We start from the raw sequence: 24205 nt of genomic DNA, 5'->3' as shown, positions 1-24205 counted from the left end.
TCCTTGGCCGGAAATCCCGACATCCCGAACGTGCAGGCGAGGCTACGTGCCGCCGGGACACGTCTTACGTGGTCAAGCGGCGAGAAGCTGTTCCGCGAGGCGGAAGCCGCCGCGACGGTCCTGCTGATCACGAGAGGACACGTGAAGGTCACCGTGACGGCGCCGTGCGGCAAAAGCGTCATCCTGGCCATCCGAGGCCCCGGCGACCTGCTCGGCGAGTCCGCCGCGATCGACGGTCACGGCAGGTCCGCTACGGTGACGGCGCTGTCGGACGGTGAGGCGGTCTCGGTCAGCCGCGCCGAATTCGCGCGACTGGTGGGCCGGACGCCGGAAGTGGCGGCCGACCTGATCCACATCCTGATCAGCCGGTTGCGCGAATCCGACCAGCGACGCCTGGAATCCGGCGTATACGACGTCAGAACCCGCACCGCCTGCTGGTTGCTCGACGCCGCCACATACGGCGAACGATCCGGCACCGGACCAGGATATGCTGTGCACCTGACCCAGACAGACATCGCCGAAGCCGTCGGAGCCTCCCGCGTGTCGGTCGCGAAAGCGTTGCACGAGTTCCGGGACAAGAAGATCATCGACATCCACCGGGCGGTGTGCCGGGTGATCGACCCGGACCGCCTCCGCTCGATCGCCCAACCAGCGAACCACCATTCCTGCTGAACGAGGACTGTGCATGGCTCGACCTACCCGGGTGTTCGTGACGTACACCCACGACTCGGAAGAGCACAAGAACCAAGTGCTCGCCCTGGCCAACCTCCTGCGGGCGCACGGACTCGACGTGCGGCTCGACGCGTGGGACACCCACGAACGCAAGGACTGGTACGTCTGGGGCCAGCGCCAGATCACGTTGGCGGACTACGTAGTCGTAGTCGCTTCGGCACGGTACAAGAAGGTGGGCGACGGCGACGTCGCGGCCGATGAGAACCGTGGAGCCCAGGCGGAAGTCACCGCGCTGCGGGAGATGTTCCAACAGGACCGTCCACACTGGACACGTCGGGTCCTCCCGGTGCTGCTGCCGGGACACACAGCCGACGAAATCCCCTTCTTCCTCCAGCCACGCACAGCGGACCACTACGAGATCAAGGACATCACGACCGCCGGCGCGGCCTCGTTGATCAGAGTACTGACCCAGCAACCCGTCACGGCCGCGACCGGTTCCGCCTCCGGTCCGGAGCGTCCGCCAACCACGTCACGGCCCCACGGAGCCACACAGGTCAACAACGCTTCCGCGGGCGGGACTGTCTTCGCTGTGCAGGCTGGTGACCTGCACTTCTCGCGCCGGCCGGAAGTCCGGCCGGACCGGCCGGACGATCCGGATCCCTCCTGCCTCTGAAGTCACAGAAGGCCCTGTCGGACAGCGGAATCGAACGTCCGCGACGGTCCCGTTGGCACAGTGGGGCAAGGCCGGCGTTCCGGGGCGTGGCGCGTCAACCCACTGGTGGCCTTTGTGGTCAGGCACAAAGGCCACCAGTGCTGTCACGGTGTTCGGTAGACGTTCTGCGGTCCGCCCTGGTTGGCGAAGACAATGCCGCCGTTCGCCGGGGTGTTGTTCTGGGTGAAGGCCGTCCGGGGCGCCGCGCGCTCGGCGAGCTTCATGACCGAGGCCTCCAGCGCGGGATTCCGGCTCACCACCATTGCGAGCCTGTGTTCCCATGCCGCCGCGACGTCGCGTATCAGGCGCTGCCGCTCACCACCGGCCGTGGATGCCAGGACGTCCGCGTCGGCCCGTAGCTGGCTGCCGAAGGCCGGGACGTCCGGGAACAACCGGACGACATCCGCTTGAATCGCGTGCCACGCGCCGGATTCGAGTTCACCGGCGATAGCTTGCGCGGCCGCACGCATCGGGTTCGTCATGCCGTGTGCCTCGCTCTGATCATCTTCTTGATGACGTCCAGCGACCTGGCGTTGTTGCCCCAGGCGATGTCGCCGGTCAGGCCGTCTTCCGGACGGCGGAAGCCGGTCGCCACCGACAGCGACTCACCGCTGGTGATCGACAGCCGGAACGTCTGGGCCAGCGGCACGTTCTTGTAGTTCTCGTCGATCTCCGCGAGCAGATCCGCCAGCACCTCGGGGATCGGGATGGACTGGGACGAGACGCCGACGATGTCCCGGTAGTGATACTCGGTGTTCTCCTCGTACACCGCCTCGCCCGTGTGGTTGTCGAGAATGCAGCGGTAGATGCTGATCAGGTTGTTCGTCAGGAACATGATCAGAACGTCGTAGGTGTTCGCACGGACCATTCCGTCCGCGCCCGGCCGGACTCGGAGGCGGTGACTGACCGCCTGGTTGCCGGACGGGATTCCCACCACGACCTGGATCGGGTAGACGAGGTCACCACCCTGCGCGGTCAGTTCGGCGTTGAGCCGGACACGCTCCCCGGCACGCCGGGATATGACCGCGATGTCCTCCCGCAGCCACTCGTCGAGCTGCCGGTCGCTCGGTTTCGGCTCAGCCTCACGGAACCTGCGCAGGTACTCGCGGTACCGCCCGAGTTCCTCGAATCCCCACTTCGCCAGCCAGCCACCACCGACGACGAACAACAACGTCCCGAAGTTCTGCATCGCCAGGCCGGCGACGATCAGCACCCCGGCACCGGCGAACGCGGCGATGTACCCGGCACTACTCCGGTGGCGGGGAGTGTGGGTGAAGTACTTCTTCACAGCCACGGGCCGATGCGGATCGACAACGCGCCGCACTTCCGTCTGCACCACGGGCGGCGGCATCATGCCGTAGGCGACTGCCCTGTCACACAATGAGTTCCACGTCGCCCCGGTGACCCGCGTGAGGTGGGTGACGAACGGTTCGAGGTCGCCGGGTGAAAGGTTCTCGAGGCTCTGCCCGAAGTCCGCGGCCTCCTCCTTGACCGGATGCATGCCGTAGGCGGCGTAGTAGTCCTCGTTGACGATCGCCCACAGCACCTTGGCCTGACACACCGACGACTCATCGGCGTAGTTCATGACCTGCTCCAGGTGCCGTTCGATGCGCTGGATCTCCTCCGGCCCCCGGTCACCGGGGTTGCGTCCGCCCAGCAGGGCCAAGGCGGCGAAGAAGTGCGCCTGCGCGATCTTGGCCTGAGCGGCTGGATCGTTCTCGAGCCCGGCCCGCGCGGCCGTGGTGACGGCCTCCTCGAACTCCGCGACCGCGTTCGGGTACAGCTTGCCCTTCAACGCACGGCTGCCCTTTTCGAAGTGATCGATCACCTCGCTGAGGTAGATGTTCTGAATACCCTGGCTGGCGTATACCGGTCCGCCGTTACTGCTGTTGTACTGGGTGTGGTGGGGTCCACTCATCGTGGCTCTCTTGTCCTTCGTGATGGCGACATGCCGTCAGCGCGGCACAGCGGTCTTGTCGTGACCGCCGCGCAGAACCTGGCATGATCGTCCATGCCCTGTCTGCCAAGAACTTCGCAGAGTCACGAAAATGACCGGGTTGACCATCAATTGACCACTCAGGACGCGGTGGCCGACCTCGGCGGCGGCCATCGGCCCGGGGACCGGTGGCCGCCGAGTCGGCGGGAACCGCGACGGCCACAGCCGAATGTCGCTAGATTTCGATCGTGGACTTCGAAGAGATCGTGATCCGGACGGACCGGCTCGACTTTCCCGCCCTTGTCGCCGGAGACGGGCCTGTTGTCGTCTGCTGGCATGGTTTTCCCGACCACCCTGCCACGTTTGGGCCGCTCGCGGAGCATCTGGTCGCCGCGGGGCGGCGAGTGGTGGCGCCGTTCCTGCGTGGGCATCATCCGGCGACAGCGGAGCAGATGCCCTATGGGGACGGGCTCACGCTCGCGGCGGACGGCGCCGCGGTCGCCGAGGCGTTGTCGCCGGATGCTCCTGTCGACATGATCGGGCACGACATCGGTGCCGGGATTGTCGGGCGGCTGGCGGCTGTCTGGCCCGAGCGGCTGCGGCGTGGGGTGACCATGGCGGTTCCGCCGCCGAGGACGTTGCCTGCGATGCTGAGCGATCCCGCCCAGCAGCAAAGGTTGTTCTACATGTGGCTCTTCCAGTTGCCGGACATCGCCGAGGCCGTCCTGGAGACTGATCGGCGCCTGGTCGACTATCTGTGGTCGACGTGGTCGCCTGGGCTTGACCCCGGCGAGCACCGGGAGCGGGTGCACGCCGTGTACGGCGATCCTCGGCTGCTTCGCAACGCGTTGCGGATCTACCGGGGGAACTTCGACCGGGCGCTGCACGATCCGGAGTTGGGGCCACTGGCCGCGCGCAGTGAGGTGCCCGCGGACATTCCGCTGCTTGTCCTTGCCGGTGAGGACGACGGGTGCATTCCGCCGGAGTACTTCGCTGATGCCGAGGCCGGGCTTGCGCCTGGCTCGTCCGTGCGGATCATTCCCGGAGCGGGGCACTTCATGCAGCTGGACCAGCCGGCCGAGGTCGCCAGGATCGTCCTGGACTGGATCAACACCTGACTATTCGTGCCAGACTCGCAGACGGGCGTCCGGGTTCAGTGTCCTGTAGTGCTCGGTGTAGAGCTTGGCGACGAGTTCGCCACGGCTGCTGACGCTCGTCTTGGCGAAGATCGCCTTCACGTGGTCACGGACGGTGTGCTGCGAGAGGTGCAAGCTGCTGGCGAGTTGGGCGGTGGACAGGCCGCGGGCGATGAGCTGCGTGATCTCCACCTCGCGGTCTGTCAGGCCGTACGCCGCCGTCAGCAGTGAGGCAACCTCGGTGGCCTTCGCGGGTTCGATCACGACCACTGTCTGGGCGGGCGTTCCGTTCGCGTCCCGCAGGCAGGAAGCGTGGAACACCAGCCAACGGCCTGCGCGGTCGCGGGCACGGATGCGTGTGCCGTCTTCAATCAGGGCGTTGGCTGCGGTGCTGTGGATCCATGCTGGGACATGGATGCCCAGCTGGGCCGGGGATGACGGACCTGGCGGCATGGCTTCCAGGAACTCGCGGGCCTCGTCGTTGATCGACAGCAACGTGCCGGTGGCGTCGAAGAGGAGCAGGCCGGGACCGCGAGCGGGGCAGGCCGGTCCCGGTGCAGGCAAGGCGAACGACCGGAGACTCTCGGCGAGGGGCGACGTGAGGTCCGCGACGGTGGTGATCTCCTTACGGCTGAAGCGTTTCCGTCCTCGGGCACGGAAAAGGCTGACCTGGCCCCACCACTGGCCGTCGACACGCAACACGGCTCGTAGTTCATCGTCCAAGCCGCGTGGCCGGAGGAACTGGCGGTATGTGGTGCTGTGTTCCGGTGCGTCAGCTGTGCTTTCACGGAGTGCGGCGACTGGGACCTCAGCACGGGCGAGGTCACGGAACAGGTTCACCTTCTCCGTCAGCAACTCGCAGTCCCAGTAGGTCGCACAGCCGTCCTCACCGAGGTTCTCGGCGCGCATCGGCGCGGTGACCAGTCCGGTGGCCGGGTCGGTGGCCTGCCAGATCGCTGCGTCGAACGGCACCTGACGGCGTAATCCCGCGGATGCTTGGGCGAACAGTGTAAGCGCGTCCGGTGCCCTCATGACCTCGATCTTCGTCTTCGACACCACGGTCGACAACCCCGAGAACGGGGGATGGAACCGGCCGCCGGCGCGGGTGAACCTTTCCGGCATGCGGATCGGGATCATCGGAGCCGGGGCGGCAGGCGTGAGTGTGCTCGACGCCTTGTCCCTGGCCGAGCCAACACCAAGTGGCATCACCGTGTTCGAGAGCTCGCCGTGGATGTGGCGTGGGCGTGCATACCAGCCGGACCTGGAGGCGGTGCGCGTGAACGCGCCGCCAGCCCTCATGTCGATCCGCCACGGTGATCGGGAGCATTACTGGCGGTGGTTGGCAGACCGCGAAGGGTATCTCGACACATCCTTGGGAGTGCCGATTGTGCCGCGTGCCGTGTATGGCGAGTATCTGGAAGCTACGGCCCTGACTGCGATCAGGCGGCTGCGGGAACGAGGTACTGAGGTCAAGGTCGTCAACGACCGGGTGACTGACTACTCGGCACTACAGACCACGATGGACCACGTTCTGGTGTGCGTGGGCGGCGGAACGCCTTCCGACCACTATGGGCTTTCCGGGCGCGAAGGTTTCGTGCTCGAGCCGTATCCGCTCGCGCGGACCTTGGACGGTGTTCCCACCGACAGTCATGTCGTCGTGATCGGTAGTGGGTTGACCGCGGTCGACATCGCGGTCGCACTGGCGGCCACAGGGCACAGTGGACCGATCACGTTGTTGTCCCGCAACGGCGTGCTGCCTTCCGTGCAACAGACGCCGGTCAAACTCGAATTCCAGCACCTCATCGCGGAGAACTTGCCGGGAACGTTCGACGGCCTGGCCTCGTTGCTGCGGGCTGAACTGGCGACGCATGGACAGGACCTCGCACCGCTGGCCGGCGAGATCACCCGGACCGAAGATCCTGTCGAGCGGCTTCGGCGGCAACTGTCCGAGGTGGACTCCGACTACCTCGGCCGCCGGATGCTGGCGGTCGGTATCCATACCCTCGGACCGGCGGCCTGGCGACGGCTTCCCGACGCCGACCGCGACATGCTGCGCACCGGCCACTTCCGGGCCATCACCAGCCTGGCCTCCCCCATGGTCCCCGTCAACGCCGAGATCGTCCTGCGGCTGCTCGACTCCGGGCAGCTGCGGCTGCTCGCCGGGATTCCCGGGATCGAGGCCACCAGCAGGGGATTCCACATCAGCGGGTCCGGCGAGTTGACCGCGGACGTCGTGCTGAACGCCGTGAACCCGGACTCCGGGGCGACTGGACCAGTGCACGTGCTCGGCAGTGATCCGGCCGACACGACTTTTGTCGTCCCGAGCGTGCCGACGGTCGCCGCCAGCGCCAGCGCCGCGGTGGCGAAGATCTGTGGACAGGTCAGGCATACTGGGTGACCATTGGCGAAGGGCTGGGGGATGCGGAGCAAGAAGGTCGAGTTCACCGGGTCGCACGGGGAGACGCTGGCGGCGCGGCTGGAACTGCCGGAAGGCGATATCCGGACGTACGCCTTGTTCGCGCACTGCTTCACGTGCGGCAAGGACGTGGTGGCGGCGACGCGGATCTCGCGGGCGCTCACCGAGTACGGGATTGCCGTTCTGCGCTTCGACTTCACCGGGCTTGGCGGGTCCGGCGGGGACTTCGGCAACACCACCTTCACGTCCAACGTCCAGGATCTGGTGCTCGCCGCGGACCATCTGCGGACCGGCTCCGGCGCTCCCACTGTCCTGATCGGACATTCCTTGGGCGGCGCCGCGGTGCTCGCCGCCGCGCGTCTGGTGCCGGAGGTGCGGGCGGTGGCGACCATCGGCGCGCCCGCCGACCCGGCGCACGTCCGGCATCTGCTCGGCGAGAGCCCGGCCGAGATCGAGCGGACGGGCCAGGCCGACGTGGTGCTGGCGGGGCGGACCTTCTGCATCCGCAAGCAGTTCCTCGACGACATCGCCGAGCAGCCGCAGGCCGAGCGGATCAGCGAGCTCGACGCCGCGCTGCTCGTCATGCATTCGCCGACGGACGAATACGTCGATATCACCAACGCGAGGCGGATCTTCGAGGCGGCGCGGCACCCGAAATCGTTCGTCGCCCTGGACGGTGCCAATCACCTGCTCACCAGACGCGAGGACGCCGACTACGTCGCGCACATGCTCGGGGCGTGGGTGACCCGCTACGCTGTGAAGACCGACGAGCCGACCGAGGGCACGGTGGTGGTGTCGGAGAACGGCGACGGTCCGCTCGAGCAGCGTGTCACTGTGGGTGAACACGTCTTCGTCGCCGACGAGCCTGTGCCGGTCGGCAACGACAGCGGGCCGACGCCGTACGACTTGCTCCTGGCCGCGCTCGGCGCGTGCACCTCGATGACGATACGGATGTACGCTGAACGCAAGCAGTTACCGCTCAAGCACGTTTCGGTCCACTTGCACCACTCACGGATTCACGCCGAGGACTGTGCCGGCTGCGAGACCAGGACCGGCATGCTCGACCGGATCGACCGCACGATCCACCTCGTGGGCGATCTGACCGGCCGGCAACGGCAACGCCTGCTGGAGATCGCCGACAAGTGCCCGGTGCACCGCACGCTGCACTCCGAAATCGACATCAGGACCACCGACTGAGGCCCAGGCGCGAGGTACTGCTCGACCTGGAGCGACCTATGCGGACTGTACAGGCCCAGGCCGTGACAGCTCACGTTTTGACCAGCTCTGCCGTCGCAGGTCCGCGATCAGGCCACCAAGCCCGGGGGATCACGCTGATTCGGCCCGGATTCGGTGGGTACGCCACTGCCATGAACAGGGAGAGCGACAAGCACAGTCCACTCGTCGACGACGAGATGAAGGAAGAGATCGAGGGCGCGCTCCGCGCCAACCGTCCGACCAGGGCGGACGAGGCACGCGACGTCGAGCCGTTCGAACGCGACGAGGACGAGCTCAGCGGCTGACCCGGACGACAAAACCCCGCCGGCAGGCAGCCCCTGATCTCCCGTCAACCGGAAAGGTCCGACAACACCGACACAGTTGCTTCATCCTCCAATGAAACCAGCAGGTCAGCCGCCATTTGGCGGTTGTGGGCCCGCTGGTGGGCCCTTCACCACGCAGCGCAGTCTGGTAGAACAGCACCCGTTACGGGCGGAAACTTCGATGGAACCGCGGGCAGGCGGTCTGCGTCGGAGCCAACGCACGGGCACTGGACACGACTGGGGTGAGGGGCGTCATGCCCAACGGGTTTGGAACCGTTCCCGACGAACTGCGGAATGCCGCGAGCAAGATCGGGGACGTTGTCGGCAAGGTCGCGAGCGCCGTCTGGCAGCCGCCGAGTGGTGATTACGGCCACCCCGGCGTCCAGCAGGGCTGGTCGGTCTTCATCGAGGACATGAAGAAGCAGATCGACGATCTGCGGTCCAAGGCGGACGGTCACGGCGAGGGCCTGATCACCGCCGCCACGTCCTATCTGGAGCGCGAGACCGGGGTCGGCGACCTGCTGGGCAAGGTGGGCCAGTTGTTCGAGGACTCCGGCACCGGGCTCACCGGTGGCGCGATCGGCATCGCGCCGTCGATCTCCTCACGCCTCGACCCCGGCTCCGCCGGTGAGGCGGGCGGCCCCGGACGGATGGTGTTCTGATGGCCGCCGAACTCGGACAGACCATGGACCCCCGGGAGCTGATCCCCGGGTTGCCCGAGGCGATCTCCACCGACCTGCGTGCCCTGGTGGAGAACGTCAAGCAGGTCGCCACGGTCGGCCAGGGCCTCGGCTCGGTCGACGTCGTCGAGTGGACCGGCCAGGCCGCGTCCTCGTTCCTGGAGATGTTCGGCCAGGAACCGCCGAAGTGGATGCAGGCGGTCGAGGACATGGGCATCGCCGGCGACGCGCTCGCCGACTTCGGCGACATGCTGACCTGGGCCCAGGGCGAGGCCCAGAAGGCCATCGAGATGTACACCGAGGCGATGGCGGCGTCCCGCGCGGCGGCCGCGAGCGCCCTGGAACAGGCCCAGAACGGTGTCGTCGGGCCGTTCTTCGACCCGGCCGCCGACGCGTTCCACAACGCACAGACCGTCCTGCAGAACGCCCGTGACCAGCTCGCGTCCGCGGGCGGCACGATCGCGCAGATGTTCGGCATGCAGCCGGACGGCGAGGGCAAGTACACCCACCAGGGCCGCGAGGTCGGCTTCGGCCTGGAGAACGCCAACCCCAACAACCGCGGCGGCTGGCAGCGGGTGCCGGGCGGGCGCTTCCGCGGCCGGGAGTTCGGCAGCCAGCCGCAGGGCAACCTCGGCGACATGTTCGGCGGCATCATGCAGGGCGCGCTCAAGGCGCTCGGCATCGAGATCCCCAAGGGCAAGTGGGACTCCGGCAAGGCCGAGGCCAAGGTCTGGGGCTGGGAGGGCAAGGGCAAGTTCGACTCCGGCTGGGTCAAGGGCGAGGGCAAGGCCAGCCTCGACGTGCTCGGCGCCGAGGCGCAGGCCAAGGCGGGATGGGGCCCCGACGGCCTGACCGCGGGCGCGCACGCCGAGGCGTACCTGGCCAAGGCAGGCGCGGAGGGCAAGCTGGACTTCGGCGAGCACGCCAGCGTCTCCGGCAAGGGTGAGGTCTTCGTCGGCGCCCGGGCCGAGGCCGAGGCCAACATCGGCTGGGGCGGCGCGGAGGCCAGCGTCGGCGCCTTCGCCGGTGCCCGGGCCGAAGGCGAGGTCGGCGCCGAGGTCGGCGGGATCGGCGCCGGTGTCCGCGGTGAGGCGTGGGCCGGTGCCGGTATCGAGGCCGACGCGCAGCTGGGCATGGGCGACGACGGTAAGTTCCACGTCGGTGGCTCGTTCGGCATCGGTCTGGGCTACGGCGGCAAGGTCGGCTTCGACTTCTCCGTCGACCCGGGCAAGGTCGTCGACACGGTGTCCGATGTGGCCGGTGCGGTCGGCGACGGCATCAGCAGCGCGGGCAAGGCCATCGACAACACGGTCAGTGACGCCGCGAAGGGCGTCAAGGACTTCTTCGGGCTGTGAAGCGGATGGAGATCTGAAGGATGGCAACGACTATTCCGGTGCCGATCGAGTTCTCGCTGCCGGAGGGCTGGCGGGCGGCCCCGCCGGACGAGGTCGGTTCGCCGCACGTCGCGTTCGTCGCGTTGAAACCGCCCGCGGTCAACGGGTTCGTCTCGAACATCACCATCTCCGGGGAGATCCGGCCGGACGTGCCGCTCGGCCAGATCGCCGACGAGGCGATCGCCCGGCTGCGCAACGAGGTCGGCCAGATCAAGATCGGCAACCGCGGCGAGTACGGCACCGAGCAGAACCCCGGGCTGACCCAGGCCGTGCGGATGCTGATCAACGTCCGGGGCCGCCCCGTCGACGTGGCGCAGCTGCAGGTCTACATCGGCATGGAGGACGTGCGGGATCCGCGGCGGCAGGCCGTGCTGCACATCGTGCTGTCGGCGGAGGCCGACGAGTTCGAGCGCGTGATCACCGACTTCCAGCAGTTCCTCACCACCGTGAAGCCGGATCAAGCGGCTCTGAACACCAACGGGGGCTTGTGATGACCGAGTGGTCGCAGCGGCTGGCCAGCCGGATCGAGGCGATCGACCAGGCCGCGGCGGACAACCGGCTGCGCGCCGAGTCGTACCGGCAGATGACCGAGGAGCTCAAGGCGGTCGACGGCACCGCGACGTCCCCCGACGGTATGGTGACCGTCGTGGCCGGGGCGGGCGGTTCGGTCAAGTCGATCACGTTCAGCGACGCGACCCGCACGACCGATCCGGCACTGCTGTCCAAGACGGTGATGCACACCATCGCCAGGGCCCAGGCGGAGGCCGCCCGGGCGCAGGCCGAGGTGGTGCGGCGCGGGCTGGGCAGCACCGAGCTGCTCGACCGGGTGCTGGCGGAGGAGGAGAAGGTGTTCGGCGACGCCCCGACGCCTGACCCCGGCGCCCATTCGCTGCGGCGCGCGGCACCCGTTCCGGTCCCGGGGCAGCCTGCCACGACGTACGACGACTACGAGGACGGTTTCGACATCTACCAGGGAATGCGCCGTTGAGCCCGGTGGCGATCATCGCGATCGTGGTCGGTGGCCTGATCGTGGTCGGTGGCGGGCTCACATGGATGATCATCTGGCTGAACAGGTCCAACGCCGAGGCCGAGCAGGACGTCCTCGGCAGGCTGCGGGCGGAAGCGCCCCGGCTGGGCTGGCGGTACGAGGAACGCGCGGACCAGTACACGCAGGTCTACGACGACGTCGAGCGGTACCCCAAGCTGTCCGAGCCGATCGTCGGCTTCGCCGCGTCCCCCAAGGCTTTGGAGGCGCACGACGTGGTCACGGGCGAGCACCGTGGCAGGCCGTTCCTCGCCGCCCGGTTCTGGGTGGACAAGCCGATGGACACCCGTGGGCCGGGCGGGCCACGTCCCGAGTACGCGATCTGGGTGCGTACGCCGGCACCGAGGCCCACGCTGGACGTCCGGGCCGTGCCGAAGCTGCAGAGCGCCGTGGGGTCGGCGACCGGCACCGGTGACCTGAAGATCGGGCACCGGGAGTTCGACGCCCGCTACCAGGTCACCGCGGAGAACGCGGACTTCGCCCGTGCCGTGCTCAGCCCGCAGCTGGTCGACTTCCTGCTGACCGACCCGCGTCCGTTCGACGGCTTCTGGATGCGCGGCGGGCAACTGGAGGTGGTCCGGGACGTGGTCAACGATCACCGCGACCCCGGGCCGCTGCTGGCCGCGCTCGACCTGCGCTGCGACATCCTCGACCGGATCCCGCCGCAGGTCTGGGCGTCCTCGTGAGTGTTTATCAGGGTTAGAACACGGATAAACGCTCACGAGGGGGCCAGCGCCGGGAGTGGTGGACACGCCCGTTGACGGTCCCGGGTTTCGGCCACTGATGGCGTAATACTGCGTCGGTGCTTGTCACTCCGGCCGGTCTGGTGATCTCCCCTGGTGATCTTGTCGACCTGCTGGAATGTGAGCACCGCAGCGTTCTCGACCACGCGTTGGCGATGCGGCTCGACGGCGCCCCGCACTTGGAGGAACCGCAGAACCTGCTGGTCGCCAAGCACGGCATCGCGCACGAGCAGGCGGTTCTCGAACGGCTGGCGGCGCGCCACGAGGTCGTCAGGATCAATTTGCCCGCGCCGCAGCCCGAGGCGCTGACGCAGGCCGCCGAGCAGACGCGGCGCGCGGTCGAGTCCGGCGCGCCCGTGATCTACCAGGCCGTGTTCTACGACGGCCGGTTCTACGGCCGCGCGGACTTCCTGATCAGGGACTCCAACGGCGGTTACGAGCCGCACGACACGAAACTCACCCGGCATCCCAAGCCGTCGGCTGTCCTGCAGCTCACCACGTACGCAGCGGCCCTGCGGGACGCCGGATATCCCGCGGGTCCGGACATGCACCTGATCCTGGGCGACGGCACCACCCACACCTACCGTGTCCACGACTTCCTGCCGTTGGTGGAAGACCTACGGACACGGCTGGCGGAACGGCTGGCCAAACCGGCCGCGTTGCCCGTGCGGTTGTGGGCGGACGAACGTGCGGCGTGCGCCACCTGCAAGTTCGGCAAGCACTGCGCGAGCGGCCGGGAGAACGACCGTGACCTGTCGTTGGTCGCCAACATCCGTGCCGACCAGCGGCGCAAGCTCGTCGCCGCGGGCATGACGACGATCGACGACCTGGCCAACGCGACCGCGATGGACCGGCCGTCGACCATGTCGGCGGCCACGTTCACCGGGCTGCGCTCGCAGGCCGCCATCCAGGTCATCCAGGACGCGTCCCGCACCCCGGACGACCCGGTCGGCAAGGTGGCCTTCGAGGTGCTGTCCGCCGAAGTGCTGGCCACGTTGCCGGAGCCGGGTCCCGGTGACGTGTTCTTCGACATGGAGGGCGACCCGTTCGCCCTGGCGGGCCAAGGGCTGGAGTACCTGTTCGGCGCGGTCACCGTCACCGACGGCCGAGAGGAGTTCCGGCCGTTCTGGGCGCACAGCCGGGCCCAGGAGAAGCGTGCGTTCGAGGACTTCGTCGACTTCGCACTCGACCGCACGACGAAGTATCCGGGCTCGCACATCTACCACTACGCGCCTTACGAAGTGAACGCGCTCAAGCGCTTGGCAGCCCTGCACGGCACCCGCGAGGAAGCAGTGGACACCTTGCTGCGGACGGGCGCGCTGGTCGACCTGTATGCCGTTGTACGCAAAGGACTTCGCGTCTCGCAGCGGTCGTACTCGATCAAGTACCTCGAACCGCTGTACATGCCGGACAAGCGGGACGGTGACGTGGTCAACGCCGTGTCCAGCATCGAGGCGTACGAGGAGTACCTCACACTGCTCGCCGCTGACGACCTCGCCGAAGCGGAAGCCGTGCTGGACGGCATCAAGGACTACAACGAGTACGACTGCGTGTCCACGCACCGGTTGTACCGCTTCCTGTTGCAGGTGCGCGCCGAGGCCGGGATCGAGCCGCACCAGCCGCAGGAGTCCGAACTGGACGTCCTGATCAACGAGACCGCGGAGGCCGAGGCCGCCGAACGCCGGGCCGAACGCGCGGCCAGGATCGCCGCCGTGGTCGATCCGTTGCTGGCCGGCCTGCCCGAGGATCCGGCGCAGGCAACGGAAGACGAGCAGGCACGCGCCTTGCTCGCGGCCGCGGTCGGGTATCACCGGCGCGAGACCAACCCGGCGTGGTGGGACTTCTTCCGTCAGGTCGGCGCGCCACTGTCCGACCTGGAGTCCGACACCGCCTGTACGGTCCCGGTCTCCGTGCGCGCCGAAGAGTGGACGGAGCCCAAAGGCCGGGTACGCAACGCGAAACGCCTCCTGCACGCCCAGTGCGATCCCGACCGGCCGCACCCGTTCGCCCCAGGTGAGCAGGTCCGTGTGCTGTACGCCGGGACGCCGGTCAACTGGACCCGCAATGCCGAGGTCCTCGAGGAGACCGCCGAGTCGATCATCTTGGAGGAGAGCGCCAAACCGGACGAGACCTCGGGCGACGTGCCGATCGCGGTGCTGCCAGGCGATCCGGTGAAACCGACGCCGAAGGACGAGGCGGTGTACGCGCTCGCCGAAGGCGTGGTCGAGATCCTGCCGATGCTGCCCGCGCATCCCGGAATCGACCTGCTGCGCAGGCTGCCGCCGCAGACCATCCGCGGTGACCTGCCGCAAGGCGAAGACCTTGTCGCCACGGTCATCTCCGCCGTGGACGCGCTGGACGGCTCGACGCTGGCCGTACAGGGCCCGCCCGGAGCCGGCAAGACGTACCTCGCGGGCCGGTTGATCGCGCACCTGATCGGCAAGGGCAAGTCCGTCGCGGTCACGTCCAACAGCCACAAGGCCGTGGAGAACGTGCTCAGCTCCGCCCTGGCGGCGGGACGTGATCTCGGTGTGCCCATCCCGTGCGCGAAACGCGCGAAAGGCGTGCCCGCCAAGGACTGCGAGTGGGATCAGCCGAAGGACAACCCGTCGCTCGTGCGCTGGCGTGCCGACCAGGGCGGCGGGTACCTGGTCGGCGGCACCGCGTGGACGTTCTCGAACGCGGCCATGCGGGAGAACCGGTTCGACGTGTTGATCATCGACGAGGCCGGCCAGTTCGCGTTGGCCGACGCGCTCGCCGTGTCGACGTGCACCCGTAACCTCGTGCTGCTCGGCGACCCGCAACAGTTGCCGCAGGTCGTGCAGGGCACGCACCCGGCGGGCGCGGACGCGTCCGCGTTGGGGCACCTTCTCGGCGAGGCCGACGTGATCCCGCCGCACCTCGGCTACTTCATGGACCAGACCCGGCGCATGCACCCTGGCGTGTGCGAGCCGGTGTCGCGGCTGTCGTACGCGGGACTGCTGCACGCGCACCCGACCGCCGAAGGCAGGCGCGTCGAGGGCATCGAACCCGGCCTGTACGCGCACTACGTCGACCACAGCCACAACATCACCAGCTCGCCCGAGGAAGCCGAGGCCGTGGTCGAGGCGGTCCGGACGCTCGTCGGCCGGACGTGGGTCGACGGTGCGCACAGCCGGCCGCTGACCGACGCGGACATCCTCGTGGTGGCGCCGTACAACCTCCAGGTCAGGGTGGTCCGCCGGGCGTTGGACGACGCCGGGTTCACCGAGACCCGGGCCGGGACCGTGGACAGGTTCCAGGGCCAGGAGGCGCCGGTGGTGCTTGTCACAATGACCTCGTCCGCCGCGGTCGACGTGCCGAGAGGCCTGGACTTTCTGCTCTCCCGCAACCGGCTGAACGTCGCTTTGTCCCGTGCGCAGGCCCTGGCGGTGCTGATTTGCTCACCCAAGCTGGTGCAGGCGGACATCCGGGACATCGAGGGGATGCGGCTGGTGTCCGGAATGATCGGTTTGCGGCGTGGCGCGGCCCACTGGCCGCCCTGACACCCCCCGAAGTCGCTCTGTGTGGCGGATAAGATGGGAGTCACCGTCCTGAGAAAGGCGTCATAGCTCCATGACCAGCGATTTCGACGCTGCGCCGGCCAAGTTCACCACGCTTGGGCTCACCTTCGACGACGTTCTGCTACTGCCCGCCGAATCCGACGTCGTGCCGAGCGGGGTGGACACCAGCACCCTGGTCTCGCGCAACATCCGACTGCGTGTCCCGCTGCTGTCCGCGGCGATGGACACGGTGACCGAGGCACGGATGGCGATCGCCATGGCCCGCCAGGGCGGCATCGGCATCCTCCAGCGCAACCTGTCCATCGAAGACCAGGCCAGGCAGGCCGAAACGGTGAAACGCTCGGAAGCGGGCATGGTCACGGACCCGGTGACGTGCTCACCGGACGCCACCCTGGCCGAGGTGGACGCGATGTGCGCCCGCTACCGCATCTCCGGGCTGCCGGTCACCGACGAGAACGGCAAGCTGGTCGGCATCATCACCAACCGTGACATGCGCTTCGAGGTGGACCACACCCGCCCGGTGCGCGAGGTGATGACGCAGGGTCCCTTGGTCACCGCCCAGGTCGGCGTCTCCGCCGAGGCCGCGCTGGGCCTGCTGCGCCGCCACAAGGTGGAGAAGCTGCCGATCATCGACGCGGACGGCAAGCTGCGCGGCCTGATCACGGTGAAGGACTTCGTCAAGACCGAGCAGTACCCGCTGGCCACCAAGGACCCGGACGGCCGGCTGCTGTGCGGCGCGGCGGTCGGGGTCGGCGAGGACGGCGTCAAGCGCGCGATGGCGCTCGCGGACGCGGGCGTCGACGTGATCATGGTCGACACCGCGCACGGGCATCAGCGCAACGTGACCGAGACGGTCGCCCGGCTGAAGAAGGAACTGGGCGACACGGTCGACATCGTCGGCGGCAACGTCGCCACCCGCGCGGGCGCCCAGGCCCTGGTCGACGCGGGTGCGGACGGCGTGAAGGTCGGCGTGGGCCCCGGCTCGATCTGCACCACCCGGGTGGTCGCGGGCGTCGGCGTCCCGCAGATCACGGCCATCTACGAGGCCTCGCTGGCGTGCCGCCCGGCCGGGGTGCCGGTGATCGGCGACGGCGGGATCCAGTATTCCGGCGACATCGCCAAGGCCATCGCCGCGGGCGCGAGCTCGGTGATGATCGGCAGCCTGCTCGCGGGCACCGCCGAGTCACCCGGTGAGCTGATCCTGGTCAACGGCCAGCAGTACAAGACCTACCGCGGCATGGGCTCGCTGGGCGCCATGCAGTCGCGCGGGGAGGCGAAGTCGTACTCCAAGGACCGGTACTCCCAGGACGACGTGCTGGCCGAGGACAAGCTGGTGCCCGAGGGCATCGAGGGCCGCACGCCGTACCGGGGCCCGTTGAAGAACGTCGTGCACCAGCTCGTCGGCGGTCTGCGGGCGGCCATGGGCTACACCGGCTCGCACACGATCGCGCAGCTGCAGGACGCACAGCTGATCCGGATCACGGCCGCGGGCCTGAAGGAGAGCCACCCGCACGACGTCACGATGACCGTCGAGGCGCCCAACTACAACGCACGCTGAACGCCCGGGGCGCCGCCGAGGTAGTTCTCGATCTCGTCGGCGCCCTTCGCCGCGCCACCACTGTCCCGGATGACCGCGCGCATCCATGAAAGGTCCTTGGTGCGGGCCCGCTCGACAGCGGCACGCAAGTCGTCGCCGGGGTTCACGCGCTCCCCCAGCCCAAGCTCCACCACGCGGTCCGCGTTGGCCTTCTGCTCCGGCGTCATCGGCGACGCGACGAGTGGGACGCCGTACGTCAAGGCCTCCATCGTCGAGTTCATTCCCGCGTGGGTGATGAACGCGCTCGCCTGTTTCAACACCGCGACCTGGGGAAACCTAGGCCGGACGTCGAAGTTCGCCGGCACGTGACTGAGCCGTGTCCCGCCGATCGTCATGGCGACGTGCCACTCGGTGTCCTCGAACGCCTCGATGCAGCGCCGGTAGAAGGCGACGTCGGTGAAGATCGTGCCCAGTGAGATGAACAGCACGGGTTTGCCGCGCGGTGTCCACTCCTCCCGGTGCTCGCGGTCGCCGAGCAGGGGTCCGATGAATCGGAAGCGGTCGTCGAAGCTGTCGGCCGCCGGCTGGAAATCACGCGGCAGGAACACCAGGTTCAGCGGCTCGGGGACGTCCAGCGTGCCCTGGAAGTCCAACTGGACGCCGTGCCGCGCGGCGAACCGGGCGCACTCGGTTTCCAGTTCCGTGGTGTCCACCCCGGCGGTCATTTGGTCGTACAGCGGGAAGGCCGCGCTGGACGCGAAGTTCGGGATGGTCCGTACGGCCGGAATGCCCAGCTTCTCGGCGACCAGGCGAGCGGGCCAGTTCGTCGAGTCGTAGACGATGCCGTCCGGCCGTTCACGCGTGCAGTGCTCAAGCAGCACCGGATAGGTCGCGCGCAACGCGTGGAAGTAGTGCCGCAACCACCCGGCCAGCGGGTTGGCGGTCAGGGGGACGTGCGGCTGGAGCGGCGGTAGCTCGACCCAGGCCGTCCCGGTGCCGACGGGGTGTTCGGTGGCGTAGTCGACCTGGTGACCTCGCCGGACGAGCTCCGCGACCAGCGCAAGGGTGGGAGTGATGTGGCCTTGTCCGGTCAGCGTGACGAACAGCAAGCGCATGGCCGCACAGCATAGGAAGACTCACACCCACGTTCGAGCCCGTTTCCGCTGGGTACTCGGGCCATATGGACGTCATCGAATTCCTTCAGCGGCAGCACGCCGAGATCCGCACGCTGTTCGGAGAGATCGAGTCGGCAACGGACGACAAGCGGCGCAAGGAGCTGTTCCATGACCTGATCCGGCTGCTCGCGGTGCACGAGGCGGCCGAGGAGGTCGTCGTGCACCCCGAGGTCCGGCGGCTCCAGGGTGGGCAGGCGGTGGCGGAGGCACGGATCGCGGAGGAGCACCGGGCCAAGGAGCTGCTGTCCACGCTCGACAAGGTCGGCCCGGAGAGGGAAGGCTTCGACACCCTGCTCGTGCAGCTGCGCGAGGACGTGCTGGCGCACGCCGAACACGAGGAACGGGAAGAGTTCCCGCTGCTGCGCAAGGAACTCAGCCAGGAGCGGCTCAACACCATGGGCACCGCCGCGCAGCTGGCCGAGAAGGTCGCGCCGACCAGGCCGCACCCCGGGGTGGAGAGCGCCACACAGAACCTGCTGCTCGGCCCGCCGACCGCGATCATGGACCGGGTCCGCGACCTGGTCAGGGACGCGATCAGCCGGTAGGCATCCGTTCGGTCCGCATCTGTTCGACACGGTCGGCCCAGCGCTCCAGCAGCACCGTGTCGTGGGAAATGGCCAGCACGCCCGCGCCTGTCTCGCTTTGGTAGTCCCGGATCACCGCCACCAGAGCAGCTGTCGTGGACGCGTCCAGCATGGTGGTCATCTCGTCGCACACGAGATAGGCCGGGCGTAGCGCCAACGCGCGGGCCAGGCATGCCCGTTGCAGCTGGCCGTCGCTGACCTCGTGTGCTCGCCGGGCGAGCAGATCCGGTGTCAGGGCGACCAGGCCGGACAGCTCGTCGACACGGTCGGGTTTGCCGTTGGCACGACTCGGTTCGGCGATGACCTGGCGCAAGGTCATCCGGGGGTCGACCGACAGCCGGGGCTGCTGGAACAGCACGCCGATCTTCGTGCGGTACTGCCGGGGCGCGCGGTACCGGAACCCGCCGACGACGGTCCCGTCGATGCTGACCGATCCGGCGAAAGGCTTGTGCAGCAACGACAGCACTCTGGCCAGAGTGGACTTCCCGCTGCCGCTCGGGCCCGCCAGGCCCACGGTCGCGCCGGACTCGACGGTCAGGTCGACGTCGGTGATCACTGGCCGGCGCGGATGGTATCCCGCCGTGATCCCGGAAGCGGTCAGCATGGGTTGTGGCAGGCGACGGCGTGACCGTTCAGCACGGTCAACTGTGGACTGTCGGAGCATTCGGCGGTGACACGGTCGCAGCGCGGACCGAAGGCGCAGCCTGGCGGCAGGTCGGTGAGCACGGGAGGCAGTCCTCGGATCGGGGTGAAGGCCCGGTCGGGCAACGAATCGACCAGGCCACGGGCGTAGGGGTGCCGCGGTGAGTCGAGAACCTCGTGCGCCGGACCGACTTCCACGAGACGGCCGGCGTACATCACCGCGATCCGGTCGGCCACGCGCCGGGCCGCCGCGAGGTCGTGCGTGATGAGCAGGACTGCCCGGCCGTCGGCGACCAGCAGCCGCAGTTCGGCCACCAAGGCGTCCACCAACGCGCGGTCGAGGCCGGTGGTCGGTTCGTCGGCGATGATCATCCACGGGTCGCCGGCCAGTGCCAGCGCCGTGGCCACTCGTTGTGCCATTCCCCCGGACAGCTGGTGCGGGTACAGGTCCAGGTCCGCGGGCTGGAGCCCGGCCCGTTTCGCGACCTCGTCCGCGGACGGCCGGGTTTCCGCGGGGTGCAGGTGGCGCAGAGCTTCGTCGAGCTGGGCGCGGGCCGTGCGCACGGGCGTGAGGTGTGCGGCCGGGCTTTGCGGGACGAGCCCGATCTGCCTGCCACGGACCTGCTGGCTGAGCACCTGGTCGGACGCGGCCAGCAGGTCCAGCGGCCCGAGCATCGCGCTGCCCGCGACCTCCGCGTTGCCCGGCAGGAACCCGAGCAACGCGCTCGCCAGAACGGACTTGCCGCAACCGCTTTCGCCCACCAGAGCGAGGCATTCGCCTGGGGCGAGCGAGAACGACACGTCGCTCACCGCGGCGACCCGGGCGTCGGGCAGCGTGAACCGGACGGACAACGAGTCGACGGTCAGACCTACCATGACAACTCCGAACGACGTCGTGGGTTGAGCCGGTCCCGCCAGACCCCGCTGAGCCCGGAGATCGCCAGCGTGGCGACCACCAGCATCAGCCCGGGCGCCAGGGACATCCACCAGCCTCCGGTCAGCAGCGAACGCTGAGCGTCGTTGATCATGTTGCCGATGCTGGCCATGTGCGGCGGCATCCCCAGTCCGAGGAACGACAACGCGGTCTCGTGCCACACCGCGTGCGGGATCATCAACGTCGTGGCCAGCAGCACCTGCGGGGCCACGTTGGGCAGCAGGTGCCTGCCCATCACGCGCAGCCGGGACGAACCGCCGGCGATCGCGGCGTCGACGAACGGCCTGCCGCGCAACGAAAGGATCTCCGACCGGACGATCCGCGCGGACGACAGCCAGTGCGTCAGCGAAATGGAGATGACCACCGAGGTCAGGCTCGGGCCCAGCACCGCGACGATCACCACGCCGAGCAGCAGGTGCGGCACGGACGCGACCGTGTCGACCGCGCGCATCAGCAACCGGTCCACCCAGCCGCCCGCGGCACCGGCGAGCACGCCGACCAGCGTGCCCAGGACCGTCGACACGACCGCGGCCACGATGCCGACCATCAGCGAGACGCGCAGCCCGTAGATACAGCGCAGCAACACATCCCGGCCCAGTTCGTCGGTGCCGAACGGATGCGCCAGGCTCGGCGGGCGGTTCGCCGCCGCGAGATCCACGAACTGCTGATTGAGGTTGACCACCGCCGGAACCACGATCACGGCCAGCACGATGACGCCCAGGATGACGGCCGAGGAAAGCAGGCGTACCCGTGGCGATCCGGGCGCCGCGGCGACCGCGATCCTCGATCGCGCGACCCGCCGCCAAGTCGTGTCAACCATCGAATCCCACCCTCGGGTCGGCCAGCGCGTAGAGCACGTCGGCGATCAGGTTGCCCAGCAGAACCGCCGCGGTGGCCAGCAAGGTCAGGCCGCCCAGCAGGGCGAAGTCCACGTTCAGCGCGGCGTCCACAGTGGCCTTCGCGATCCCCGGCCACGAGAACACCGTCTCGACCAGCAGCGCGCCACTGATCAACTCGGGCAGCCGGGCACCGAGCAACGTGATGAACGGCAACAGGGACGTCCGCAGCGCGTGCCGCAGCACCACGGTCCGGTCGGGCAGACCACGTGCCCGCGCGCCGGTCACGTAGTCCTGGGTGAGTGACTCCAGGAGGTTCTGCCGGACGAACAACGCGAACCACGGCGCCTGCGAGATCGCCAGCACGGCCGCGGGCAGGACCAGGTGCCGGACCAACTGCCCCAGATCAAGCGCTTGGTCGGCGTCGGTGAGCCCGCCGCCCGGTAACCACTGCAACTGCTGCGCGAAGATGAACAGCGCGCCGAGGCCGAGCCAGAACACCGGCGCGGCTTCGAGGACGTACGAGCCGGACGTGATCGCCCGGTCCAGCCAGCCGCCCTGCCGCCACGCGGCCAGCGTGCCCAGCGCCAGCCCGAGCAGCAGGGCCAGCCCGAAACTGACCGCCAGCAACAACATCGACCAGCCCAGGCGATCACCGATCACCTGGGCGACGGGCTGCTGCAGGGACAGCGAATCGCCGAAGTCGCCCGTGACCGCGTGCCCGAGCCAGGCGGTGTACTGCTCCACCACGGGCTTGTCCACGCCCCAGTTCTCCCGGATCTGCGCGACCCGCTCGGGATCGGCGCCGATGATCCGCACCCCGAAGTACCGCTCGACCGGGTTGAAAGGGGACGCTTTGGCCAGCACGAACAGGCCGAAGCTGACGACCAGCAGGACCGGGACGGCGAACAGCAGCCGCCGCAGGACCAGCTTGCCGATGCCGCTTGTCACTCCGGTGCCGCTCACTTCGGCGACCAGTGCTCGATGTTCCACCACACGGCGTGCACCGTGCCGTGGTCGTGCGGCTCGACCTGTTCCTCGATGCCGTTCCACTTGTCGCGCATGACGTACGTGTGGTCGAGGAAGACCAGGAACGCCCACGCCGGGTCGGCCATGTACGCCTGCTGGAAGTCCCGGTACGCCTGCTTGCGGACCCCGGGGTCCAGGTTCCTGCGTGCGGTGTCGAGCGCCGCATCGACCTGGGAGTTGTTGTACAGAGTCATGTTGACGTAACCCGGTTGTCCACTGTAGCGGGAATGCAGCAGGGTGTAGGCGGCGCTGTCCGGGTCGTACGGGTCGCCGCCGCCCCACACCGCAGCGGTCTCCTTCTGGCGCTGCAACATCAGCTCGAACGTGGTCGCCTCGACCGGCGCGTCGATGCCCAGCTTGGCGAGGTCACTGCCGACCGCCAGCGCCAGGTCCTTGCGCAGCGAATCCTCGGCCGGATACAGGATCGGCAGCCGCGCGGGCCGGCCGTCCTTGGCGCGCTTGCCGTCCGAACCGAGCCGCCATCCGGCCTCGTCCAGCAACGCCCCCGCTTTCCCGGCGTCGAAGTCGAACTTGGCCGCCGGGTCGTACCACTCGGTGAGATAGGGCGAGATCGGGGTCGCGGCGGGCTTGCCCGCCCCGGCCAGCACGGTGTCGATCATCGCCTGCCGGTTGATCCCGGTGTTGATCGCGACCCGGACCCTGGGGTCCGAAGTGAACGGCAGCGCCGACGGGATGCCCAGGCCGCGGTAGTCGGCGGACGGGTTGCGCACGAGCTTGTACCCGGCCTTGCCGGTGTACGTCCCGGCCAGCCTCGGCGGCAGGACGGTGGCGTCGAACTCGCCGGACGCCATCCTGGTGGCCCTGGCGTTGTCGTCGGTGACGTAGACGAACGTGACGGTCTTGATGGCCGGGGCCTTGTCCCAGTGGCCCTCGTTGGCCTTGAGCACCATCCGGTCGCCCTTGCGCCACTGGTCCACCGTGTACGGCCCGGTGCCGATCGGCGCGGTGTTGAACGGTGCGGAGTTGATGTCCTGGCCGTCGAATGCCTTGCGCGGCACGATGCCCAGCGTGAGGAACTGGCCGAACGGCGCGTACGGGTACTTCAGCCGGAAGACGACCGTGCTGTCGTCGGGCGCGCTGACCTCGGCGAGTGCGTCGTACCGGGAGGCGATCGTCGAGTTGACCTTCGGGTCCAGCACCGACTTGTACGTGAACACCACGTCCTGCGCGGACAACGGCGTGCCGTCGGAGAACTTGACCCCTTGGCGGAGCTTCGCCGTCCACGTCAGCCCGTCGGCCGTGGCCTCCGGCAGCCGCTCGGCCAGCCGGGGTGTCAGCCTGAGCCCGGCGTCCCGGTCGACCAGGCCGTCGAAGACCTTCGCGGCGCCGTCGGGCGCGTAGCCGAGGATGGGGTTGAGGTTGTCCGGCTCCTGACCGGCGCCGATCACGATGGAAGGCGGCCCGGCGGGCCCCTGCTGCGGAACCGAACACCCCGCCACCGCCAGTGCGGCGAGCAGGACAAGACCGACGACCGTACGCATACGGCCATCTCAACCTAGTAGCCACTATTTGGCAATAAGTCGCATCTCACGCCCGCGCGTGTCCACCATTCCGGCACCCGGGACTCTCTCGCCGCTCCTGGCTGCCGGTCCCAGTGCGCTTCGTCCCGGTGCGACTTCGCTCAGTGCGATTT

At 68.6% G+C, this 24205-nt stretch carries 23 protein-coding genes; 14 read left to right on the top strand and 9 right to left on the bottom strand.

The window, feature by feature from the left end; translation table 11 throughout:
- Window positions 1-3: 3 nt before the first annotated feature.
- Complete coding sequence (locus GC106_RS41720) at window positions 4-672, top strand: Crp/Fnr family transcriptional regulator (RefSeq protein ID WP_173141722.1); 669 nt, start codon at window positions 4-6, stop codon at window positions 670-672.
- Between the two features lie 13 nt (window positions 673-685).
- Complete coding sequence (locus GC106_RS41715; RefSeq protein ID WP_173141721.1) at window positions 686-1345, top strand: toll/interleukin-1 receptor domain-containing protein; 660 nt, start codon at window positions 686-688, stop codon at window positions 1343-1345.
- A gap of 143 nt (window positions 1346-1488) precedes the next feature.
- Here the strand turns inward: GC106_RS41715 and GC106_RS41710 are convergent, their stop codons facing one another.
- Window positions 1489-1866, bottom strand: coding sequence for a hypothetical protein (locus GC106_RS41710; protein ID WP_173141720.1), 378 nt, complete (start codon window positions 1864-1866; stop codon window positions 1489-1491).
- Window positions 1863-3302, bottom strand: coding sequence for a hypothetical protein (locus GC106_RS41705; protein WP_173141719.1), 1440 nt, complete (start codon window positions 3300-3302; stop codon window positions 1863-1865). Before GC106_RS41705 ends, GC106_RS41710 begins: the two co-directional genes overlap by 4 nt.
- A gap of 266 nt (window positions 3303-3568) precedes the next feature.
- On the opposite strand from GC106_RS41705, the gene GC106_RS41700 reads away from it, so the two are divergent.
- A complete protein-coding gene (locus GC106_RS41700) occupies window positions 3569-4438 on the top strand; it encodes an alpha/beta fold hydrolase (RefSeq protein ID WP_173141718.1) in 870 nt (289 codons plus the stop codon).
- Here the strand turns inward: GC106_RS41700 and GC106_RS41695 are convergent, their stop codons facing one another.
- Window positions 4439-5428, bottom strand: a complete 990-nt coding sequence (locus GC106_RS41695) for a helix-turn-helix transcriptional regulator (protein WP_312873308.1) — start codon at window positions 5426-5428, stop codon at window positions 4439-4441.
- A gap of 58 nt (window positions 5429-5486) precedes the next feature.
- On the opposite strand from GC106_RS41695, the gene GC106_RS41690 reads away from it, so the two are divergent.
- From GC106_RS41690 to guaB, 10 genes are all read left to right on the top strand, one after another.
- A complete protein-coding gene (locus GC106_RS41690) occupies window positions 5487-6854 on the top strand; it encodes an FAD/NAD(P)-binding protein (RefSeq protein ID WP_246368027.1) in 1368 nt (455 codons plus the stop codon).
- Window positions 6855-6875: 21 nt separating this feature from the next.
- The gene (locus tag GC106_RS41685) at window positions 6876-8069 is read left to right on the top strand and encodes a bifunctional alpha/beta hydrolase/OsmC family protein (RefSeq protein WP_173141716.1); all 1194 of its coding nucleotides are present in this window, start codon (window positions 6876-6878) and stop codon (window positions 8067-8069) included.
- Between the two features lie 170 nt (window positions 8070-8239).
- Window positions 8240-8392, top strand: a complete 153-nt coding sequence (locus GC106_RS41680) for a hypothetical protein (protein ID WP_173141715.1) — start codon at window positions 8240-8242, stop codon at window positions 8390-8392.
- A gap of 272 nt (window positions 8393-8664) precedes the next feature.
- The gene (locus GC106_RS41675) at window positions 8665-9072 is read left to right on the top strand and encodes a hypothetical protein (protein ID WP_173141714.1); all 408 of its coding nucleotides are present in this window, start codon (window positions 8665-8667) and stop codon (window positions 9070-9072) included.
- The gene (locus GC106_RS41670) at window positions 9072-10445 is read left to right on the top strand and encodes a putative T7SS-secreted protein (RefSeq protein WP_173141713.1); all 1374 of its coding nucleotides are present in this window, start codon (window positions 9072-9074) and stop codon (window positions 10443-10445) included. The genes GC106_RS41675 and GC106_RS41670 overlap by 1 nt, the downstream gene beginning before the upstream one ends.
- Before the next feature lie 20 nt (window positions 10446-10465).
- The gene (locus tag GC106_RS41665; protein WP_173141712.1) at window positions 10466-10975 is read left to right on the top strand and encodes a hypothetical protein; all 510 of its coding nucleotides are present in this window, start codon (window positions 10466-10468) and stop codon (window positions 10973-10975) included.
- Complete coding sequence (locus GC106_RS41660) at window positions 10975-11472, top strand: YbaB/EbfC family nucleoid-associated protein (protein WP_173141711.1); 498 nt, start codon at window positions 10975-10977, stop codon at window positions 11470-11472. The genes GC106_RS41665 and GC106_RS41660 overlap by 1 nt, the downstream gene beginning before the upstream one ends.
- Window positions 11469-12215 carry a hypothetical protein gene (locus GC106_RS41655; protein ID WP_173141710.1) on the top strand — a complete coding sequence of 249 codons (747 nt, stop codon included), beginning with the start codon at window positions 11469-11471 and terminating at the stop codon, window positions 12213-12215. Before GC106_RS41660 ends, GC106_RS41655 begins: the two co-directional genes overlap by 4 nt.
- Window positions 12216-12355: 140 nt before the next feature.
- Window positions 12356-15796, top strand: a complete 3441-nt coding sequence (locus GC106_RS41650; RefSeq protein WP_173141748.1) for a TM0106 family RecB-like putative nuclease — start codon at window positions 12356-12358, stop codon at window positions 15794-15796.
- A gap of 70 nt (window positions 15797-15866) precedes the next feature.
- Complete coding sequence (gene guaB, locus GC106_RS41645) at window positions 15867-17372, top strand: IMP dehydrogenase (RefSeq protein WP_173141709.1); 1506 nt, start codon at window positions 15867-15869, stop codon at window positions 17370-17372.
- Here the strand turns inward: guaB and GC106_RS41640 are convergent.
- Window positions 17357-18466, bottom strand: coding sequence for a macrolide family glycosyltransferase (locus GC106_RS41640; RefSeq protein WP_173141708.1), 1110 nt, complete (start codon window positions 18464-18466; stop codon window positions 17357-17359). The genes guaB and GC106_RS41640 overlap by 16 nt on opposite strands.
- A 65-nt stretch (window positions 18467-18531) precedes the next feature.
- On the opposite strand from GC106_RS41640, the gene GC106_RS41635 reads away from it, so the two are divergent.
- A complete protein-coding gene (locus GC106_RS41635; protein WP_173141707.1) occupies window positions 18532-19071 on the top strand; it encodes a hemerythrin domain-containing protein in 540 nt (179 codons plus the stop codon).
- On the opposite strand, the gene GC106_RS41630 is transcribed toward GC106_RS41635, so the two are convergent.
- The 5 genes from GC106_RS41630 to GC106_RS41610 are packed head-to-tail and all read right to left on the bottom strand — an operon-like array spanning window position 19061 to window position 24053.
- A complete protein-coding gene (locus GC106_RS41630; RefSeq protein WP_312873304.1) occupies window positions 19061-19666 on the bottom strand; it encodes an ABC transporter ATP-binding protein in 606 nt (201 codons plus the stop codon). The genes GC106_RS41635 and GC106_RS41630 overlap by 11 nt on opposite strands.
- A 41-nt stretch (window positions 19667-19707) precedes the next feature.
- Entirely contained in the window at window positions 19708-20628 is a 921-nt protein-coding gene (locus GC106_RS41625) for an ABC transporter ATP-binding protein (protein WP_173141705.1), read from the bottom strand.
- Window positions 20622-21506: an ABC transporter permease gene (locus tag GC106_RS41620; protein ID WP_173141704.1), complete on the bottom strand. Its 885-nt coding sequence runs from the start codon at window positions 21504-21506 to the stop codon at window positions 20622-20624. The genes GC106_RS41625 and GC106_RS41620 overlap by 7 nt, the downstream gene beginning before the upstream one ends.
- Window positions 21499-22518, bottom strand: a complete 1020-nt coding sequence (locus GC106_RS41615; RefSeq protein WP_312873303.1) for an ABC transporter permease — start codon at window positions 22516-22518, stop codon at window positions 21499-21501. Before GC106_RS41615 ends, GC106_RS41620 begins: the two co-directional genes overlap by 8 nt.
- Window positions 22485-24053, bottom strand: a complete 1569-nt coding sequence (locus GC106_RS41610) for an ABC transporter substrate-binding protein (protein ID WP_173141703.1) — start codon at window positions 24051-24053, stop codon at window positions 22485-22487. The genes GC106_RS41615 and GC106_RS41610 overlap by 34 nt, the downstream gene beginning before the upstream one ends.
- Window positions 24054-24205: the final 152 nt, after the last annotated feature.

Source organism: Kibdelosporangium persicum (genome assembly GCF_013280595.1).
Taxonomy (GTDB): domain Bacteria; phylum Actinomycetota; class Actinomycetes; order Mycobacteriales; family Pseudonocardiaceae; genus Kibdelosporangium; species Kibdelosporangium persicum.
The sequence above is the reverse complement of the archived record's forward strand: the minus strand, read 5'-3'. Positions and strand labels throughout refer to the sequence as shown.

Excerpts from the sequence above, each read along its gene's own strand:
- guaB (WP_173141709.1), top strand. The coding sequence starts at position 15,867 with ATGACCAGCGATTTCGACGCTGCGCCGGCCAAGTTCACCACGCTTGGG.
- GC106_RS41665 (WP_173141712.1), top strand. The coding sequence starts at position 10,466 with ATGGCAACGACTATTCCGGTGCCGATCGAGTTCTCGCTGCCGGAGGGC.
- GC106_RS41625 (WP_173141705.1), bottom strand. The coding sequence starts at position 20,628 with ATGGTAGGTCTGACCGTCGACTCGTTGTCCGTCCGGTTCACGCTGCCC.
- GC106_RS41705 (WP_173141719.1), bottom strand. The coding sequence starts at position 3,302 with ATGAGTGGACCCCACCACACCCAGTACAACAGCAGTAACGGCGGACCG.
- GC106_RS41640 (WP_173141708.1), bottom strand. The coding sequence starts at position 18,466 with ATGCGCTTGCTGTTCGTCACGCTGACCGGACAAGGCCACATCACTCCC.
- GC106_RS41675 (WP_173141714.1), top strand. The coding sequence starts at position 8,665 with ATGCCCAACGGGTTTGGAACCGTTCCCGACGAACTGCGGAATGCCGCG.
- GC106_RS41635 (WP_173141707.1), top strand. The coding sequence starts at position 18,532 with ATGGACGTCATCGAATTCCTTCAGCGGCAGCACGCCGAGATCCGCACG.
- GC106_RS41610 (WP_173141703.1), bottom strand. The coding sequence starts at position 24,053 with ATGCGTACGGTCGTCGGTCTTGTCCTGCTCGCCGCACTGGCGGTGGCG.
- GC106_RS41680 (WP_173141715.1), top strand. The coding sequence starts at position 8,240 with ATGAACAGGGAGAGCGACAAGCACAGTCCACTCGTCGACGACGAGATG.
- GC106_RS41660 (WP_173141711.1), top strand. The coding sequence starts at position 10,975 with ATGACCGAGTGGTCGCAGCGGCTGGCCAGCCGGATCGAGGCGATCGAC.
- GC106_RS41670 (WP_173141713.1), top strand. The coding sequence starts at position 9,072 with ATGGCCGCCGAACTCGGACAGACCATGGACCCCCGGGAGCTGATCCCC.
- GC106_RS41690 (WP_246368027.1), top strand. The coding sequence starts at position 5,487 with ATGACCTCGATCTTCGTCTTCGACACCACGGTCGACAACCCCGAGAAC.
- GC106_RS41685 (WP_173141716.1), top strand. The coding sequence starts at position 6,876 with ATGCGGAGCAAGAAGGTCGAGTTCACCGGGTCGCACGGGGAGACGCTG.
- GC106_RS41620 (WP_173141704.1), bottom strand. The coding sequence starts at position 21,506 with ATGGTTGACACGACTTGGCGGCGGGTCGCGCGATCGAGGATCGCGGTC.
- GC106_RS41715 (WP_173141721.1), top strand. The coding sequence starts at position 686 with ATGGCTCGACCTACCCGGGTGTTCGTGACGTACACCCACGACTCGGAA.
- GC106_RS41710 (WP_173141720.1), bottom strand. The coding sequence starts at position 1,866 with ATGACGAACCCGATGCGTGCGGCCGCGCAAGCTATCGCCGGTGAACTC.